At 70.7% G+C, this 17,429-nt stretch carries 17 protein-coding genes and 1 tRNA gene; 11 read left to right on the top strand and 7 right to left on the bottom strand.

Annotated elements, in window-relative coordinates:
- The coding region (locus tag AB0D67_RS30120) for a hypothetical protein (RefSeq protein ID WP_362943431.1) at nucleotides 1–225 on the top strand (225 nt) is incomplete at its 5' end.
- A 617-nt stretch (nucleotides 226–842) separates the two neighbouring features.
- Here AB0D67_RS30120 and AB0D67_RS30115 read toward each other — a convergent pair.
- Nucleotides 843–1,211, bottom strand: a complete 369-nt coding sequence (locus AB0D67_RS30115; RefSeq protein ID WP_362943428.1) for a DUF427 domain-containing protein — start codon at nucleotides 1,209–1,211, stop codon at nucleotides 843–845.
- A gap of 288 nt (nucleotides 1,212–1,499) precedes the next feature.
- Between AB0D67_RS30115 and AB0D67_RS30110 the strand changes: the two genes are divergently transcribed.
- The 4 genes from AB0D67_RS30110 (at nucleotide 1,500) to AB0D67_RS30095 (ending at nucleotide 6,243) form a co-directional block, all read left to right on the top strand.
- Nucleotides 1,500–1,895 (top strand): hypothetical protein, encoded by a 396-nt coding sequence (locus AB0D67_RS30110; RefSeq protein ID WP_362943425.1) that lies wholly within the window; start codon nucleotides 1,500–1,502, stop codon nucleotides 1,893–1,895.
- Nucleotides 1,896–2,568: 673 nt separating this feature from the next.
- A complete protein-coding gene (locus AB0D67_RS30105; protein ID WP_189250437.1) occupies nucleotides 2,569–2,754 on the top strand; it encodes a DUF6229 family protein in 186 nt (61 codons plus the stop codon).
- Between the two features lie 10 nt (nucleotides 2,755–2,764).
- Nucleotides 2,765–5,650 carry a type 2 lanthipeptide synthetase LanM family protein gene (locus AB0D67_RS30100; RefSeq protein WP_362943422.1) on the top strand — a complete coding sequence of 962 codons (2,886 nt, stop codon included), beginning with the start codon at nucleotides 2,765–2,767 and terminating at the stop codon, nucleotides 5,648–5,650.
- A 230-nt stretch (nucleotides 5,651–5,880) separates the two neighbouring features.
- Complete coding sequence (locus tag AB0D67_RS30095; protein ID WP_362943420.1) at nucleotides 5,881–6,243, top strand: hypothetical protein; 363 nt, start codon at nucleotides 5,881–5,883, stop codon at nucleotides 6,241–6,243.
- A 17-nt stretch (nucleotides 6,244–6,260) separates the two neighbouring features.
- Here the strand turns inward: AB0D67_RS30095 and AB0D67_RS30090 are convergent.
- Nucleotides 6,261–6,336, bottom strand: a tRNA-Arg gene (locus AB0D67_RS30090).
- 224 nt (nucleotides 6,337–6,560) lie between these two features.
- Nucleotides 6,561–7,151 (bottom strand): hypothetical protein, encoded by a 591-nt coding sequence (locus tag AB0D67_RS30085; protein WP_362943417.1) that lies wholly within the window; start codon nucleotides 7,149–7,151, stop codon nucleotides 6,561–6,563.
- 133 nt (nucleotides 7,152–7,284) lie between these two features.
- Between AB0D67_RS30085 and AB0D67_RS30080 the strand changes: the two genes are divergently transcribed.
- Nucleotides 7,285–8,484, top strand: coding sequence for a histidine kinase (locus AB0D67_RS30080; RefSeq protein WP_362943414.1), 1,200 nt, complete (start codon nucleotides 7,285–7,287; stop codon nucleotides 8,482–8,484).
- On the top strand, nucleotides 8,481–9,116 hold the full coding sequence (locus AB0D67_RS30075) for a response regulator transcription factor (RefSeq protein ID WP_362943411.1): 636 nt from the start codon (nucleotides 8,481–8,483) through the stop codon (nucleotides 9,114–9,116). The genes AB0D67_RS30080 and AB0D67_RS30075 overlap by 4 nt, the downstream gene beginning before the upstream one ends.
- Nucleotides 9,117–9,255: 139 nt before the next feature.
- On the opposite strand, the gene AB0D67_RS30070 is transcribed toward AB0D67_RS30075, so the two are convergent.
- From AB0D67_RS30070 to AB0D67_RS30060, 3 genes are read right to left on the bottom strand one after another with little or no spacing between them, the layout of a single operon-like run.
- Nucleotides 9,256–9,720 (bottom strand): MaoC family dehydratase, encoded by a 465-nt coding sequence (locus AB0D67_RS30070; RefSeq protein ID WP_362943408.1) that lies wholly within the window; start codon nucleotides 9,718–9,720, stop codon nucleotides 9,256–9,258.
- Nucleotides 9,721–9,730: 10 nt separating this feature from the next.
- Complete coding sequence (locus tag AB0D67_RS30065) at nucleotides 9,731–11,188, bottom strand: hypothetical protein (RefSeq protein WP_362943405.1); 1,458 nt, start codon at nucleotides 11,186–11,188, stop codon at nucleotides 9,731–9,733.
- Nucleotides 11,188–11,700 (bottom strand): SigE family RNA polymerase sigma factor, encoded by a 513-nt coding sequence (locus AB0D67_RS30060; RefSeq protein WP_362943402.1) that lies wholly within the window; start codon nucleotides 11,698–11,700, stop codon nucleotides 11,188–11,190. Before AB0D67_RS30060 ends, AB0D67_RS30065 begins: the two co-directional genes overlap by 1 nt.
- A gap of 85 nt (nucleotides 11,701–11,785) precedes the next feature.
- Between AB0D67_RS30060 and AB0D67_RS30055 the strand changes: the two genes are divergently transcribed.
- The 4 genes from AB0D67_RS30055 to AB0D67_RS30040 all read left to right on the top strand — a co-directional run bounded on the left by AB0D67_RS30055 (nucleotide 11,786) and on the right by AB0D67_RS30040 (nucleotide 16,402).
- Nucleotides 11,786–12,400 carry a TetR family transcriptional regulator gene (locus AB0D67_RS30055; RefSeq protein ID WP_362943399.1) on the top strand — a complete coding sequence of 205 codons (615 nt, stop codon included), beginning with the start codon at nucleotides 11,786–11,788 and terminating at the stop codon, nucleotides 12,398–12,400.
- A gap of 1 nt (nucleotide 12,401) precedes the next feature.
- Nucleotides 12,402–13,361 carry a hypothetical protein gene (locus tag AB0D67_RS30050; protein ID WP_362943396.1) on the top strand — a complete coding sequence of 320 codons (960 nt, stop codon included), beginning with the start codon at nucleotides 12,402–12,404 and terminating at the stop codon, nucleotides 13,359–13,361.
- A 331-nt stretch (nucleotides 13,362–13,692) separates the two neighbouring features.
- Nucleotides 13,693–14,823 carry a hypothetical protein gene (locus AB0D67_RS30045; RefSeq protein ID WP_362943393.1) on the top strand — a complete coding sequence of 377 codons (1,131 nt, stop codon included), beginning with the start codon at nucleotides 13,693–13,695 and terminating at the stop codon, nucleotides 14,821–14,823.
- Between the two features lie 1,165 nt (nucleotides 14,824–15,988).
- A complete protein-coding gene (locus tag AB0D67_RS30040; RefSeq protein ID WP_362943390.1) occupies nucleotides 15,989–16,402 on the top strand; it encodes a hypothetical protein in 414 nt (137 codons plus the stop codon).
- A gap of 129 nt (nucleotides 16,403–16,531) precedes the next feature.
- On the opposite strand, the gene AB0D67_RS30035 is transcribed toward AB0D67_RS30040, so the two are convergent.
- Nucleotides 16,532–17,407 (bottom strand): aminoglycoside phosphotransferase family protein, encoded by an 876-nt coding sequence (locus AB0D67_RS30035; protein WP_362943387.1) that lies wholly within the window; start codon nucleotides 17,405–17,407, stop codon nucleotides 16,532–16,534.
- Between the last annotated feature and the right edge of the window lie 22 nt (nucleotides 17,408–17,429).

The raw sequence follows: 17,429 nt of genomic DNA, 5'->3' as shown, positions 1-17,429 counted from the left end.
GGCGCCACGCCTGCTAGCTGGGGAAACTCATACACCACCTCCGTGGACGCAACCGGGGCGATAGTCCTTGTGAAGTGCCTCGACGAAGAAGGCCACTCCTCCTGGGCGTTCAGGACCACGGACGGGCTGAGCGATGAGGAACTCCTCGGCGCCCTGACCGTCCGGACCGATCTCCTCCGCCGCAAGCTCTACCACGACTACACCGGTGACGACGATGACGACTGACACAAGGCCGATCACCTGACGACGGCGCCGGCCTGGGAAGTGCATCACTCGACGGAGGCCCGAAGAGCGGAAGCAGGCTGATCAGAGGCTCCTCGTGGGGGTGGGCCTCTCGGACGGCATTGACGACGCGCTCGGCGTCCTCGAGCTCACAGGCCGTCTCTATCTTGGTCTCCGCACCGCTGGAGATCTCCCCGATCCGGCCCGCGTACGGCTGCGCTCCCTCGACGGGCCGCCATCGGCCGGCGCCCCAGCGCACGAAGAGGCGTTCGGCGGTCAGGTGGGTCGTCCCTTGGACGATGCTCCGCGGGACGCGAACGGATTCACCGGGTACCTGCCACACGGCTGGGGTCAGACGCTGGAAGTTCTGCGACAATACGACCTTCCGCCTTCAGGCGGAACAATCATCCTGCTCGCCTGATCGAGACCGTGGTCAGGCATGTATGGGCAGCGGCGCGGATATGTGTCCGTGGCCACACGCACTCGGCCGGTGGCAGCGAGGCCGACCGCGGTCAGATCGGGCACGAGCCTCGGCGTCGCTGAACGCCCGGTGGCGCCGATCGGGGCGATCCGCCGTTTCGTGTGGCCGTTCATGTGGCGGTGGTCGCAGTCGGCGACGCTTACCCACCCTGCCCATTCACCTCAAGAGTGACGCCTGGCTTCTCGGCCCAGAAGGCGAGCCGTCCCGCGATCCGCTCCACCCGCGCGAACGGCTCCGGGTAGGACCAGACCACGTCTTCGATCAGGCCGTCACCGGTGTCCACCGACCAGTAGACGGCATCACCCTTGAACGGGCAGTGCGACGTCGTCATCGACGACCGGAGCAGATCCATCTTCACATCGTCCGGCGGCAGGTAGTACCGCGGTGGGCAGCCTGTCTCGGTGAGTACGAGCGGCCGAGAGGAGGTCGCGACGACCGAGTCCTTGACCCGTACCACGACATGGTCCGACGTAGGCGTGACCTCGATGTCATGTCCTCGTGTCTTCATACGTCAATCCCATCAAACATCTCCGGTGACGGCCAACGCTCACCGGCAACGCGCGATTCGTCCCGGCACTGTCCGCGCCGCTGTGCGGCAACACGGGAGGGCATGCCTCACCGGCACGCTGTGTGGCGAAGATGCCACGCATATCACATGAACGGACTCCGAGCCGAACGGACGCATCCTCCACCGGACGGCCCAGCGGCATGAGCGGGTGTTGCCGGTTGGCGGCTGCGACGTGTAGGACGGCTCTTGTCGTCACATCCGCACGCCCGAGGTGCCGGGAGCCGAATCATGGATGATCGTTTCAACGTGGTCGTGAGCACAGGATCGCTGAAGGTGGCGGACGAACACGCGGTGCATTTCCCTCATCGGTGGACGCCCGAGGGCGTGAGCGTCAGAGCGGATTTCACCGGAGGACATCTCCTTCACCTCGCGGCGGCGGGATGCGTCCTCAACGACCTTTACCGGGAGGCCGCCGCACTGGGAATCGAGCTCCTGGGAGTGCGCGTTTCCGCAGCCGGCGGCTTCGACATCGAGAGCTGGCGGTCAACCGGCATCACCTACACCGTCGACGTCGGCTCCACTGCTTCAGCCGAGAGCATCGCCCACCTGATCGACATCGTGGACTCCGTCGCCGAGATCCCTCGCGCCATCCGATGGGGTGCCACCGTACAGAGGATCAGCTGATGACCGTGCAGGAACATGACCGACGAGGACTTCCGCACCGCTACGGCGACATGAACACGCGGTCGGCGGCAGAAGGGCACGCCTGAGCACCATGAGTCGCCCGAACCGCTCGGCTTGGCGGAACTGGAGGGGCACCCGGATTCCAGGCCCTGACAAGACCTTCGCGAATGTCGGCCGTTTGCCGTCCGAGCGGGGCCTTCCGCCAGAGGCTGCTTTCGGCAGACCTTGTTGTTGAATTCCGCCGCTGTACGACCGTGGAAAAGGCCCTCCGGAATGATTCCGGAGGGCCTTTGTCCTGCTGCGCGGCCGAGAGGGCTCGAACCCCTGACCTTCTGATCCGCCGCCGGTTCGAGGCCGTTGAAAGCGGTTCGCCGGGTCGTCCCGCACATGAGCGCCGTCGCCGAGGCGGTGGTCATGGACCGTTGCGGGACGAAACCCCTGACGTGCACTGTCGTCTCCTTGATGGGCATGGGCCGGTGGTGTGGAGGGTGGCCGGTCTCGCCCGCGCGTTCCGGACATATCGCCAGCTTCTGGGCAAGCTCCGTCCCAGCCGACGGCAGCTTTCGCCTTTTCTACTGAATGCCGAAAAATCTATATTTCTCCCTCTATGTATTGATTTTTTCGATCGGCTGACCAACGCTGATCGGGACGCCCGGTCATGGAGGGAGTAAGAATGCCTGTAACCCTGGAACGCTCTGAGGAGATCGTCTCCGCGTGGCGCAGCGGAGCCGACGTCGAGGGCTGGGACAACCCGGCCGGTCCGCTGTTCATCGGTGACTACGCCGAGTCGGAGATCACGCTGACGGCCCTGGACACCCGGCTGGCGAGCTCGTGCACCTGCAGCCGCTTCTGCTGCTGATCAAGGAAGGATGATCCGAATGGCCGGGGACTTCGACCCGTCGCTGGACTTTTTCACCGCACCGGCGCTGGTCGGGCTGTCCGCCACGCTGGGATCGATCCCCGGCCTAACGGAGGCGGAGGCCCGGCTGATATGCCGGGGAACCGCCGAAGCGCTGGAGGAGACCGTCCGCCTCAAGGTCAACAGGGTCCTGCTGCTGGAACTCAACGCCGCCAGGATCACCGGGAGGCTGACCGCCGAGACGCCGCAGCTGCGGTGGCAGGAATGGAAGGCGACGGCCGCGACGCCCGAGTTCTGGCTGTCCCTGACCAGGCACTACCCCACGATGCCGTCCAGGCTCGGCACGATCATCGACAACAGGTGCGCCGCGGCCGTGGAACTGGCCCGCAGGTTCGCCGCCGACCGCGCGGCGCTCACCGCACTGCCCGGCGGTCTCCGAGGCGAGCTGGTCGGAGTCGACTTCGGGGCGGGAGACAGTCATCGCGGAGGGCACACCGTCGCCGTCCTGCACGGCTCGCAGGGCAAGGTGGTCTACAAGCCCCGGTCCCTCGCCGTGGACGAGGCGCTGGCGCGGCTGATCGACCGCCTGGCACCCCGGCTGCCCGCCGGCAGCCGCATCCGCGTACCCGACGTGCTGATTCGCCAGGGGTACGGCTGGGCGGAGCACATCCAGCACCGCTACTGCGCCGACGAGACGGAGCTGCGGTCCTTCTACCGCGGTGTCGGGCACTGGCTGGCGCTGATGCGGCTGATCGGCGGCAGCGACCTGCACATGGAGAACCTCATCGCGGCCGGTCCCGCGCCCGTCGTCGTCGACTGCGAGACGCTGTTCACCCCGCACGTCCCGGCCAAACCGTCCGGATACGGCGACGCCGTCGACCAGGCGACCGACCTGCTCAGCGGATCGGTGCTGCGCACCGGACTCCTTCCCGGACGCGGCGTCTCGCTCGCCTGGCGCGGCGTCGACATGTCCGCCGTCGGAGGCCTGCCTGGCCAGCAGCCGTACACGCAGGTGCCGGTCGTCGTCGAGGCGGGCACGGACATGGCGAGACTGGGGATGGAACGGGTCGAGCTGGGAGCGGTGAGCAACCACCCGAGCCCCGATCCGATCCTCGTCCGCTACTGGGACCTGGTGCTGTCCGGATTCACCGAGCTGGTCGAGCACCTCGACATGCTGGATCGGCGGGATGAGCTCGCCGGGCTGCTCACGGACTTCGCCGACCGTCCGATCCGGGTCGTGCTCCGCGCCACCGAGGCGTACGCCGAGCTGGCCCGCATGCTGTGGCACCCGGCCTCACTGCACGACGAGCCGACCGCGATGGGCAAGGCGGCGGGGTTGCTGGCCCAGCATGCCGAGAACCTGCCCGGCGCGCCATCGGATCCCGAGGTGATCGACGCCGAGGTGGCCGAGTTGCTGGTCTGCGACATCCCCTTCTTCGCCACGACCCCTGCTCGCGGCCGTCTGGACGGCCCTGGCGGAACCTCTTATGGAGACGAGCGGGACCTCATCGCGGACGCGCTGCGGCGCTGGCGCGACCGCGACGCGGCCCTGGACCGCGAGGTGATCCGGTCCGCTCTGGTCAGCGCCTACCTCAACGAAGGGTGGATGCCTGCCAACAAGCGTATGACCGTGCCTTCCATCCGGCACCAGGACCTCGAGCGGCGCCGGCGTCGGATCGCGGCCGGGATCGCCCGCAACATGCTCGACACAGCGGTCCGGGGCGACGACGGCACCGTCACCTGGACCGCGCCGGTGCTCACCTCCGACGGCTGGTTCGTACAGTCGCTGTCTCCCGACGTGTACGGCGGGGCGTACGGGGTCGCCATCACTCTGGCCGCCTACGTGAGTGAGACCGGGCAGGGCAGGGCCGACGAGGTGCCGGGGCTGGACGGGCTGCTCACCGATATCCTCCATACGATCAGACTGGCCGAGGAGCGCGACGCGGAGGCACGCCGCACCGGGCCGCGGCGCCGCCCCGCCACCCCAGGCGGCTATGTCGGCATCGGCTCGCAGATCTGGAGCTGGCTGCTGCTGCGCAGGCTGGGCGCCGTCGGCTCGGAGGAGGCGGTCGCCCGGGCCGGCGCCCTGGCGGGGCAACTGCCCGAGGCGGTGGCCGCCGACGGGGTGTACGACCTGCTCACCGGCATGGCAGGCGCCATCGTGCCGTTGCTCCGCCTGTCGGAACAGACCGGTGACCAGCAGTGGTCCACGCAGGCCGACCGCATCGGGGAGCGCCTGCTCTCACTGGCCCACATCGACGACCGGGGAGCACGCTGGCCCAGCACCGCGTTCCCACAAGGGTTGGGCGGGGTCTCACACGGAGCCACCGGGATCGCCTGGGCGCTGGCCCGGCTCGCCGACAGCGCCACGGCCGGCGCCGCGGACTTCCGCGCCCTGGCAGACAATGCCTTTCTGTACGAGGAGTCACTGTACGACCCGGCGGAGAAGGGCTGGCGTGACCTGCGCGAAATGGATGACCATCGCGTGACCTCCAGCGCGTGGTGCCACGGAGCCGCCGGCATCGGCCTCGTCGCAGCCGACCGGCTGGCCCGCGAAGGTGACCCGCGCTGGGCGGACGTGCTGCACCGGGCCGCCGCGGCGTCCTGGTCGAGGGGCATCGGCTGGAACCACACGCTCTGCCACGGAGACCTCGGCAACTGGGAAATCGTGCGCCACGCGATCGATGTGGGTGTCGGGCCCGAGGGGCTGACTACGGAGTACCTCGCCGCGTACATGATCGGCAGCATGGAGGAGCACGGCCCGGTGAGCGGCCTTTCACGTGACGCCTTCAGCCCAGGTCTGATGCCGGGAGTGGGCGGCATGCTCTACCAACTACTACGCCTGTCCCCCGACACTTCCCTCCCCTCCGTCCTGCTCCCCGACCCGGAGAACTGACCGCCCCGTCTCCCCTCCTGCCCGCCCCGGTGCTTCTTGCCGCGGTGCGCTCCTTTTGCCCTGCTCGGTGACCGGAGAACTGCTGAGGGCCAAGCACAGGTGGGCGGAACGCCGACAGAGCGAGAGCCAAGAAGCCGTGCGCCTCCGAACTCTTCACCGTCCTCCGCGAGCACCTCACGACCTTCGGCGCCGGTCCGGACGGGCGGGTCTTCCACGGCGCTCACGGTGGCGTGCTCGCCACCACCATTCAGCGGATCTGGGACGAGGCCCGCCGCGCCGCCCTCAGCCCGGAGGAGTACGGCTCACCGCCGGCGAAGCGCGTCTACGACCCCCGTCATGCGCGCCCATCCACCTGGCTCAACACCGGCACCTCGCCGAGGCGGGTGGCCGAGTGGGCAGTCAACAGCGTGGAAGTGCTCCTGCGCACCTACGCCAAGTGCCTCGTGGCCAGAACGAGGTCTCCATGCGCCGGATCAGCGAAGCTCTGGGCTGAACCTTCGGCACGTATTCGGCACGATCAACCGGAGACAGCCGACGGCAGCCGGACACCAACAGCTGATCCAGAGCACGAAAAAGCCCAGGTCACCGGCTGATGACCTGGGCTTTCGCCTGGCGCGGCCGAGAGGACTCGAACCCCTAACCTTCTGATCCGTAGTCAGATGCTCTATCCATTGAGCTACGGCCGCTCGCTGCGTAAGTAACTATAGCGGGTTCCGTGGAGTACCTCGAACCAGTTGTCCGCTCTCCTCCGGAAGCACCTCCGAGCGCCTCTGAGACACCCCCGAGCGCCTCCCGAAGAGCCCTCGAAGCGCATCACCGGCTCGTCCCGCAGGCCGCCTTCCACCCCCGGCCGGTCCCCGTGTGCGCCGACCTGCTTCCGGCCGGGGCCTCCGTCCACACCGGCCGGAGCTCACACCCGCCCGGACTCCCGCGGTTCCGCCGGGACGTCCTGCGCCTCTTTCCGGTCGTCCTTCACCTTCTTCGGGAAGAGGGTGTAGCTCACCGGCCAGATCAGGGCGATCAGGATGATCCTCGGCAGGCTGAGCATGAAGTCGTTCAGGGCGGCGGTCCGTGAGGGGTCTCCGACGATCCAGGCGAGGCCGAGCAGCAGGCCGCAGGCGATGCCGCACGCGAGGACGATCCTGAGCCAGATGCCCCATTCGTAGCGGGCCCGCGCCATGCCTCCGGCCGGCGGCTTCCACGGCTCGGGGCCTCCGGCGAACCGGTGGGCGAACTTGGCGTCGGCCCACTTCACGGTCCGGTGGCCGAAGACGACCGAGTACGCGAGGTAGGCGGCGGCCAGGCCGTGGCGCCAGTCGGCGGTGGCGCCGCCGCGCATGTCGATGACGGAGGCGGCCAGCAGGACCACGTCAAGCAGCGGGACCCCGATCAGCAGGGCCGTGCTGAGCCGCCGCATGCGCCAGAGATAGCGCGTGACGAGCCCCAGTCCGAGAAGGACCCAGAACCCGATCTCGCACCCGATGATGACGGCCAGAATCATGCCTCCAGCATCGCCGCCCCGCGCCCGCGGGACATCGTCGCTGGTGAGGAACTACCGTACATACTTGTATGTACGGCCAAGCCGCCCCGTACGCGTATGTCCACCACGCGGCCCGGATGGTGAGATGAGAGGCATGAGACGGGACGACGTGCTGTGGGCCGTGGCATCGTTCCTCGGGGGCGTCGCCCTGCTCGCCGCCGGCGTCTACCAGCACCGCTGGGCGCCCGCCCCGCTGTTCGCCGTCCCATTGGCGCTCACGTGCCTGGGCGTCGCGGTACGGCGGAGCAGGCCGCTGCTCGCGCTCGGCCTCGGGGTGGTGGCCTTCGCCGGTGACTTCGCCATGGGGTTCTCCCTGGGCACCGTCATCGTGGTCACCGACAACATCTACGCCGCCGTCAGGTACGGCCCCCGTGCCCTGGGCCGGTGGATGCTCGGCATCACCTCGGTCTTCGCCGTCGTCGCGGGCGTGACGGCCGGGATCCTCATGCGTGAGGTGGAGATGGCCGCGGTGATCCTGGTCCAGTGCGCCCTCGTCGGGACCACCCCCGTCATCACCGGAATGATCATCAGGCAGCTGGAGGAGCAGGCCGCGGCTGAGCGCGCCAGGGCCGAGCAGGTGGCACGGCTCGCCGAACTGGACCGGACGGCGGCCGTGCAGGCCGAGCGGGCGAGGATGGCCAGGGAACTGCACGACATGATCGCCAACCACTTCAGCGCGATCGCCATCCAGTCCACCGCGGTGCTCTCCCGCGCCGACCTGGACGGGGACACCGTGCGGACGGTGCTGGAATCCGTCCGGGAGAACAGCCTCCAGGGCATGACCGAGATGCGCGCCATGATCGGTCTGCTCCGGGGGGAGGACGAGGAGGCCGAGGCCGTCCGGCGGAGGGTGGCCGAGGCCGGCGAGCTGGCCGAGCGGGCCCGGGAGGCGGGCATGGAGGTACGGTTCCACGTGGACGGCGAGGCCCGCGACCTGCCCGCGCCGGTGGATCTCGCCGGATACCGGATCATCCAGGAGTCGCTCACCAACGTGCTGAAGCACGGTGGGAAGGCCGCCGACGTGGTGGTCGGCTACCGGCCGGGTGCGGTCACGCTGACCGTGGACAATCCGCTGGACGACGCCGGGCGCCCGCTCTCCGGCGAGGACGTGATCACGGGCGCGGGCGCGGACGCGATCACAGGCACGGGCACGGGTGCGGGGGTCGTCAGCGCCGGCGCGGGGATCATCGGCATGCGGGAGCGGGCCGCCCTCGTCGGCGGCGAGTTCGAGGCCGGGCCGTACGGCGGCGGCTGGCGGGTCCATGCCCTGCTGCCCACCGAGGAGTTCGCATGACCATCCGGATCCTGGTCGCCGACGACCACGCGGCGGTCCGCGCGGGGATCGTCCTGATCCTCGGCGGTCACGGCGACATCGAGGTGGTCGGGCAGGCCGCGGACGGCGAGCAGGCCGTCGCGATGGCGCGCGAGCTGCGGCCCGACGTGGTGCTGATGGACGTCCGGATGCCGAGGCTGGACGGCGTCTCGGCGACGCGCGAGCTGAGCGGGGTCGCCGATGTGCTGATCCTGACCACGTTCGACCTCGACGAGTACGTCTTCGGGGCGCTGCGCGCCGGAGCCGCCGGCTTCCTGCTGAAGAACACCGACGCCGACGCGCTGGTGGACGCGGTGCGGGTGGTGGCCCGGGGCGACGGGCTCATCTCGCCCTCGGTGACCCGGCGGCTGATCTCGGCCTTCGCCACGTCCGTGCCGGAGCACGAGCCGTACGACCTGGGGAGCCTGACCCCGCGTGAGCGCCAGGTGCTGGCGTGCGTCGGGCGGGGCCTGTCGAACGCGGAGATCTCCGCCGAACTGGACATGGCGGAGGCGACCACGAAGACCCATGTCAGCCGGCTTCTGGGCAAGCTGGGACTGCGCAGTCGCGTCCAGGCGGCGATCCTGGCCCGGGGACTCCCGCCGGAGGCGTGAGGGGCACCCGGGCCGGAGCCCGCCGCGCGGACCTCCGCGGCCCCCGGCCGGTCCGGGATCCGCCGGCCCCGGCCGCGCCCGGACCGGCCGGGGCATCCGGAACCGCCGACGGCGCCCGGACCCGCCCGAGCGCCGGAGCTCAGTCGTTCTCGGCGGGGACGTAGAGGGAGAGGGTCTCCGCGACGCAGGCGGGTCTCTTCCCGCCCTCGACCTCGACGGTCATGCGAACCTTCGCCAGGTAGCCCGCCGGGGTCCCCTTGACGTCGAGGAGCTCGGCTCCGGCCCGGATCCGTGCCCCGACCGGGACCGGCGAGGGGAAGCGGACCTTGTCGAGCCCGTAGTTGATCCCCATCGCCAGGCCGTCCACCCGCACCAGTTCCGCCATGAACGACGGCAGCAGCGCCAGGCTGAGGTACCCGTGGGCGATGGTGGCCCCGAACGGGCCGTCCTTCGCCCGCTCGGGGTCCACGTGGATCCACTGGTGGTCGTCGGTCGCGTCGGCGAACCCGTCGACCCGTTCCTGGGTGATCGGCCGCCACTCGGTGTGTCCCAGGTGCTCGCCGCGGGCGGCCTTGAGCTCCCTGACATCGCTGAAGATCCTCATGGGCAGAACGTTATTCCGCCGGGGGCACGGCGAGAAGGTTCACGACCGTGAACTCCTTGCCGCCGCCCTTCCCGGTCGTCGAGCAGGCCTTGATCTTCCCGGTCGGGGTCGGAGCCCCCGACGGCCTGGGGATGGAGGACGCGTCCTCCATCTTGCACTCCCTCACCTGACGCCGGCCCTCGTCCCAGTAGATGATCGAGGTGGGCGAGGAGGAGATCCCGGTGCCGATGCTCCCGCCGCCGGACGGGTCCCGCCTGCCGACGCCCGCCGTACGGCCGGTGACCGGGTCGTACACCGCGGCCAGCGGTATGCGGGCGTCCTCGGTCTCCTCCCCCGCCGCGTCGCGGCCCGTGACCCCGGAGAGGCCGAAGAACCCGAACCTGCCGGCGAGGGGCATGTACTCCATCCTGCCGGACAGTCCCGGAAGGGTTCTGCGGTCCGAGCCGTCCGTCCGCTGGACCATGGTCTCCTCGCCGCTCGCGCCGAAGCACCAGGCCGGGCCGCAGCGCAGCCCGCGGGCGCCATCCGGGGCGTTCACCGCGACCGTCTGCCCTGTCTCCAGGTTGAAGAGCTTGGTCTGGTTCCTGTCCCAGTCCTCGCCCTCCCGTCCGTTGGCGACGTCGAACGCCCACGGCCAGGACAGCAGGTGCAGACCGTCCGTATCGGCGACGTACTCCGGGGACCCGCCGGCCAGCGGCATGCGGTAGACCCCTCCGGCCCGCACCGACCAGAACACGGAGTCCGCGGTGACGCCGATCCGCTCCACGTGGGCCTGAGCGCCCGTGACCTCGCCGACCCGCCGCGCCGTGCCGCCGCCACGGGGGACGACCCAGAAGTCGGCCCACTCGTCGCTGTCGTTGGGGGTCTCCCCCCACCACACGATGGAGTCGGCCCCCACCTCGACGTCCTGCGCGAAATAGCCCTTCACGCCCGGCGGGACGGGCATCTCGGCGAGCACGGTGCTCCTGCGCGCCACGGTGTCGTAGACCTCCAGCCGGCCCGCCTTCTCGAACGACGACTCGGCGGAGAGCAGCAGCTCCGTGGCGCTCAGCCCGGTGATCGGCCGGTACTTCCAGCCGTCCGCGGCCTTGGCGGGGATGGTGGACACCGCCTCCGGCCAGACCTCCGTGACGGGCCGCACGTCCGCCTCCGGCTCCTCCTCGGCCGCCCGGGAGGGATCGTCCGCTTCGGCGGAGGACGTGGCGGCCGGCTCCGACGGGCCGGCCGCCACGCCGGTGATCGGGGCGCTTTCCCCGCCCCCGCTGGGGAAGGCGCCCCTGGCCACCGCCGTACCGCCGCCGATCACCGCCACCACGCCGGCCACCGCGAGCACCGACTGCGCCCGCCTGCGTGTCCGGCGCCTGCGCCGGTCGGCGATCACCGTGAGCACGTCCCCGGCCGGCCCGGGCGCGTCGTCCGCGGCTCCGCGCAGCGCGCGGACCAGATCCTGCTCGTCTCTGTCCTTCATCACACTCGCCCCGTCTCGAGAGCGGTGACCCGCACCCTGAGTTTGTCCAGCGCACGGGCCGCCTGGCTGCGCACCGTGCCGCGTGAGACGCCGAGGAGCTCGGCGATCTCCTGGTCGGAGAGGTCCTCGTAGTACCGCAGGACCAGTACGGCCCGCTGCCTGGGCGGCAGCCCCTTCAGCTCCTTCCACAGGCCGGTGTCGTCCCCGACGCGGTCGTCGGTGTAGGCCCCCTCGGGGACCGCCGCGACCAGCCGCTCCCTGCGCAGCCGCCGCCAGACGCTGATGTGCAGGCGGGCCATGGTCGTGCGGACGTACCCTTCCGGGTCGTCGCGCTTCCTGATCCTCGGCCAGGCGTCCCCCAGGCGCATCAGCGCCTCCTGCGTCAGGTCCGCCGCGTCCTCGGCGTTGCCGGTGAGCACGTAGCCGTACCGGTACAGCGCGTCGGCCCGCGCGGCGACGAAATCGGTGAACTCCACATCCCAGGGACGCCCGGGGGACCGCATCTGTTGCATCCTCTTCTCCGCGGTCCTTCGGCGTGCCGCCGAAAAAACTTGAACCGGGTATGAATTCATACTAGGTACGAGTTACTCTATGGGCATGGCGGGATTGAGGGAGCGGAAGAAGGAACAGACCTGCCGGCGGATCACCGCGGCGGCGATGCGGCTGTTCGCCGAGCGCGGGTTCGAGGCGGTGACGGTCAACGAGATCGCCGAGGCGGCCGAGGTCGCCAAGGCGACGCTGTTCGCGTACTTCCCGACCAAGGAGTCGCTCGTCCTGCGAGGGGTCGGCGAGGACGACCCGGCGGGAGCCGTGACGGGGCGTCCGGCCGGGACGTCGCCGCTGGAGGCGCTGCGGGCGCACTACCACGGGCTCGCCGCCGTGCCCGTGCCCGCGGACGCGATGGACCGGGACGAGCTGATCACCCGGATCAGGGTGATCACGGAGAGCCCGGCGCTCACCGCCGCCGCCGGCGCACTCCTCTACCGCCAGCGCCGGGAGCTGGCCCGCGCGCTGGAGGAGGAGTACGGCGAGCCGGTCGCGGCCCTGACGGCCGCGCAGGTCACCGCCTCCGTGCAGACCGTCCAGGAGACGTTCTTCGGCCGCCTGATGGCCGGGGCGTCGCCGGAGGAGGCCGGCGCCCGTCTCGCCGGGGACATCGACCTCGCCTTCGACCTGCTGCGACACGGCATCGAACGATCGGAAGGACACTGACATGCGCGCACGCGGCATCAACTACGACACCGGGTTCCTTCCCGGCCCCGATTTCAGCCGCAGGGCTTTCGACGCCGAGACCGTCCGGCGCGACATGGAGGTGATCGCCGGCGAGCTGCACTGCGACGCCGTACGGATCTCCGGCGGCGACCCGGAGCGGCTGGGCGTGGCGGCCGGGCACGCCGCCGCCGCGGGACTGGAGGTCTGGTTCGCCCCCTTCCCCGTGGACCTGGAGCCCGGCGCGATGCTCACGCTGTTCGCCGACTGCGCCCGCCGCGCCGAGACCGTACGGCGGGGCGGCGCCGAGGTGGTGTTCGTGGCCGGGTGCGAGAGCAGCGCCTTCGGCGCCGGGTTCATCCCGGGCGCCGGCTACCTCGACCGCCTGGCGAAGCTGATGACCGCCGACATGACGTGGTGGGCGTCGTTCCACGAGGTCATGGAGCGCTTCAACGGCTTCCTCGCCGAGGCCGCCGCGACCGTCAGGGCCGGATTCGGCGGGCGGGTCACCTACGCCTCGGGCCCGTGGGAGTTCGTCGACTGGAGCCCGTTCGACATCGTCGGCGTCGACGCCTACCGCGACGCCCGCAACGCCGGCTCCTTCCGCGCCGAGCTGCGCGAGCGGTTCGGGCACGGTAAGCCGGTCGCGGTGACCGAGTTCGGCACCTGCCCCTACCGGGGCGCGGCCGACCTGGGCGGCATGGCCTGGCGGCCGCCCCGGGACGCGGTCCGCGACGAGGGTGAGCAGGTCCGGTACTTCACCGAGCTGATGGACGTCTTCGAGGAGGAGGGGGTGGACACCGCGCTGTGGTTCACCTTCGCCGGTTTCTCCCATGTCGGTGACCGGGACCTCGCCTCCTACGGCGTGGTCGGCATGCTCGACGAGACCCGGTGGCGGCCCCGCGAGGTGTTCGGCGCGATGGCGTCCCGCTACGCGCGGGCCGCGCGCCCCGCCGTACCGTGAACGGCCGCCGGAACGTTTCCCCGCGCCGTGAACGGCCGCGGGGACGGCCCGCCCTCCGGTCCGGGGGCGCGCACGGGGACCCCGAAAACCAGGGATCAACGCACGAATGCCCCGAAAGTCGATATCAGCATTGAAAGGCCGATCGGCTGCGCATTACGCGCCGGCCGACGGGAAGGCCGGACTGCTTTTCCTACCGATGTGACGCGCGTTTAACGTTCGTCATCTGAATCAACACCCTGTCGTGTCTGGCGTCGGGTATCTCCTGACCGGTACCGCTCCCGCGGCCCGGACGGACCTGATTTCCCATACGCCACGAACGACATGGAATGAAATGATATCGAGCAGCAGTAGATACGGCCCTGAGAAGGGGTACGGCGGGCACGCCCGAGCCTGGACCGTCGCGGTGACGGTGACCGTCCTCCACCTGGCCGCCCCGCTCCACGCGCCCGTACAGGCCGCGACCGGAACGGACGGGGCCGCCACGACCTGGGACACCGGGACCGCCGCGGTCCACCGGACGGCCCGCGGCACGGGAACCGTCGGCATCGCGGACGCCGAAGCCGCCGAATCCGCCGGGGCGACCGGCCTCACCGGAGCGGCCGGAATCCTGGGAACCGGCACGGTCTCGGGCGACGGTTCCCAGTCGGCCGGAAGCACGGAAAGCGGTGGGATCGGGGAGGAGGAAACCGGCATGTCCGTGGGCGCGGAAGCCTCGGCGACCGAGGACGCGGAGGTCGTCATGACCGGGGGCACGGAAGACACGGCCGGGGACATGGCGGCCGGCACGGCCGAGGGCGCCCAGGACCTCGCCCTGGACTTCCTCGCCGGGCTCGCCGCCGGGGATCGAGCCGAGACCGCCGACGACCTGGCGGAGGCTTCGGATGTTTCGGAGGCCTCGGAGACCACAGTCCACGACTCGGACCTGGCCGCCGTACGGCCGTCCCCCGGCGCCGGGGACGCCTTCGCCAGGGAGATCTGCCGGGGCCGGAAGGGATACGTCTTCAGGAACGGCAGGTGCCGTCGCCCGGCCATGAGATCGGGGAACCCCCAGGGACAGCCCGTCCCGTCCAGGCCCCCGGGCCCATCCGGCGCCCAGGGACCGCCCGGACCCCAGGGCCCGCCGGGCCGGCCCGGACCCCAGGGACCGAGTGCGGGCGTCGCCATGGCGTTCCAGGGCGGCACCGCCTTCTTGGGCGCCCCCCGCAGCGACGGAGCGCTGCTGCTCCGGGATCCGCGGACGACCCCCCGCTGGTTCGACCTCTCGTCGGTGCCCGGTTATCCGGGCGGCGTGGTCGGCCTCAGCATGTCGAGCCTGGGGAACGACCTCCACCTGACGGTGCGGAACGCGAACGGCAAACTGGCCTACACCTCGTGCGTCGTACAGCCCACCCCGGGGACGCCGGGGAACCCCAGGTGGCCGGAGAACTGCATCCCGTTCATCGACCTGACCCCGCCGAACTGAGCGACACCGCCGCCCGGTGGAGCCGTCCGCCGGGCGGGCCCGGCACCGTCGGACAGCGGCGAACGCCGGAATATACGATTCTTCTCCTACAATCAGGATAATGCACTAAAACAGTGATCAGCGAGCCATAGTTAGAAATCCCAGCCATGTCACTGGATCAGCATGGTTGCCGGGCATCGGCCGACAGAAAACACCACCGTTTTCCAGGAAATATCAGGAAAACGGCGGTCAGGCGGCAGACCGGTGCAGATTACCGACAGAACGCCTGAAGCTTTGTTTACCCTCGCCGAACCGTTCCAATATGACCTACACCCATTTTCTGGGTATCTGCCGAACAGTGCCGCCTGTCATGGCACTGAGAGATACACCCCTCCAGAATTGGAACGGCATGGAAAACAGAGGATTTTCTCAGAATAAAAGGCGTATGCCGGTTTCCTCCCATCGCGGGCGTCTCACGGGCCTGGCTCTCGCCGCGACGGCGGGCGTCCTCACGATGGCGTCGAACCAGATGCCCGCGAACGCCTACGGAGGCCCTCCGATATACGAGAACGCCGAGAAGGGCATCGTCCCGCACGCCCGGCACGTCTCCGTGGGGCCACGTTCCTGCGCCTGCCCCGGGGGTTGCCGAGGATGCCGGAGAGGGTTCGGCTGCGGCGGCCACCGCGGATGCCGCGGACCGCGCGGCTTCCGCGGCCCGGTGGGCCCGGTGGGTCCCCGGGGCCTGGACGGCAGGCCCGGAGAGTCGATCGTCGGTCCCCCCGGACCACCCGGACCACCCGGGCTGCCGGGACTCATCGGCCCCGCAGGACCGGCGGGGCCTGCCGGACCCGCGGGACCGATCGGCCTCACCGGACCTGCCGGACCCGCAGGACCTATCGGACTCACCGGACCTGCCGGACCGATCGGACTCCCCGGACCGGCCGGACCCGCAGGACCCGCAGGACCTATCGGACTCACCGGACTGACCGGACTGACCGGGCTTACCGGTCTCACAGGCCCTGCCGGGCCGGCCGGACCGGCGGGTCCCCAGGGGCCTGCCGGACCTCAAGGGCCTCCCGGGCAACCCGGCGCCGCTCTCGGTCCGGGGCAGGGGCCACGGGGACCGGCCGGGCCGGCGGGGCCGCAGGGACCGGCCGGTCCGCGAGGGCCCGCCGGTCCGGCGGGAGTGTCCCCGAACTGCACGCCGAGCCTCACCAGCTCGACGTCCGTCACCTACTGCCAGATGACGGGCGTCGCGGAAGGCGTCATGTGGCTCGCCGGGCGTCCGCGGCCGTTCCCGGCGTCCATCAGCCCGGTCTGCGGGTACGGAGCGGTCGGGTTCATCGAGTACCCCAGCGTCGCCTGCCTGCACGCCGGCGGCGGTTCCTTCGGAGTGATCGGCTCCCCCGGTCAGGCCGGCACGGCCGTCTACCCCGGTAGGGCCGTCACGACCGGTACGGCCGTCATCGTGGGGCGTCCCGGCGCCTGGCATCCTCCGTCCGTCGCGTGCCCGGAGGTCACCGTCCCGATCCCTGTCGCCGTCCCGGTCGCGAGTGCCTCGACGGTCTGCTGCGTGACCGTCGCCACCGCGTCCTGCTAGCGAGGCCCGTTCCGCAGGGTCCGGGAACACCTCGCGGGCTCCCGGACCCACCCCAGGCAGGCCGGCGGTGAGGGCGGAGGGCTCCGGCACGTCCGGCCCTCCGCGACCCCGCCGGCCGCTCACACCCGGTCAGCCGACGACCGGGTCCTCCAGGACCTGAACGAGGACACGGCTCTGGAAGCCCCCGACATCGGGGCTGGACAGGTGGGCCATGGTCACCAGCGCCTTCCACAGCGCCCAGCCGCGTGCCCGCCGCCAGGCGTCGTCGGGCAGACCGGCCGCCTCCCGGAAGACCTTCCGCTCGTCACCGGCGAAGTAGGTCCAGGCCATGACGAGGTCGCAGGCGGGGTCGCCGACGCCGGAGGTGCCGAAGTCGATGACCGCGGACAGCTCCCCTCCGGTGGTGAGCAGGTTGCCTGCGGCGACGTCACCGTGGAACCACACCGGCCGGGACGGCCAGGCCGAGGTCAGCGCGTCGGCCCACACCGCCTGGCAGGCGGCGACGTCGACGACGTCCCCGAGCGTGCCGAGCGCCTGCTCGACCTGGTCGCCGTAGGCGCTGGGGTGACAGCCCCGGAAGAAGGAATGGCGCCCGGCGGCGGGTCCCCCGCGTGCCGGAACCTCCCGGAGCGCGGTCAGGAAGCCCCCGAGATCGCGGGCCAGCCCGGTCCGGTCGACGTCCGCCGCGTCATCCAGGGTGTCCCCGGGGAGCCAGCGCCGTACCGACCAGGGGAACGGGTAGTCGTCCGCCAGGCGTCCGACCGCGACCGGCACCGGAACGGGCAGCGGCAGGCTTCCGGACAGAAGGGGCAGGCAGCGGTCCTCCTTCTCGACGGCGGCCACGTAGCCCTCGGCGCTGGGCAACCGTACGGCCAGTTCCTCGCCGAGCCTGAAGGTCCGGTTGTCCCAGCCCTGACGGTCGACCGGCCGGACCGGGAGGTCGCCCCATTCGGGGAACTGCCCGGAGACCAGTGTGTGCACGAGTTCGGCGGTTATGTCGATCACGGGCCCCAGTCTGCGGTCCCTC

The organism is Streptosporangium sp. NPDC048047 (assembly GCF_040653115.1).
Classification (GTDB): Bacteria; Actinomycetota; Actinomycetes; order Streptosporangiales; family Streptosporangiaceae; genus Streptosporangium.
This window is presented reverse-complemented; position numbering and strand designations above follow the sequence as displayed.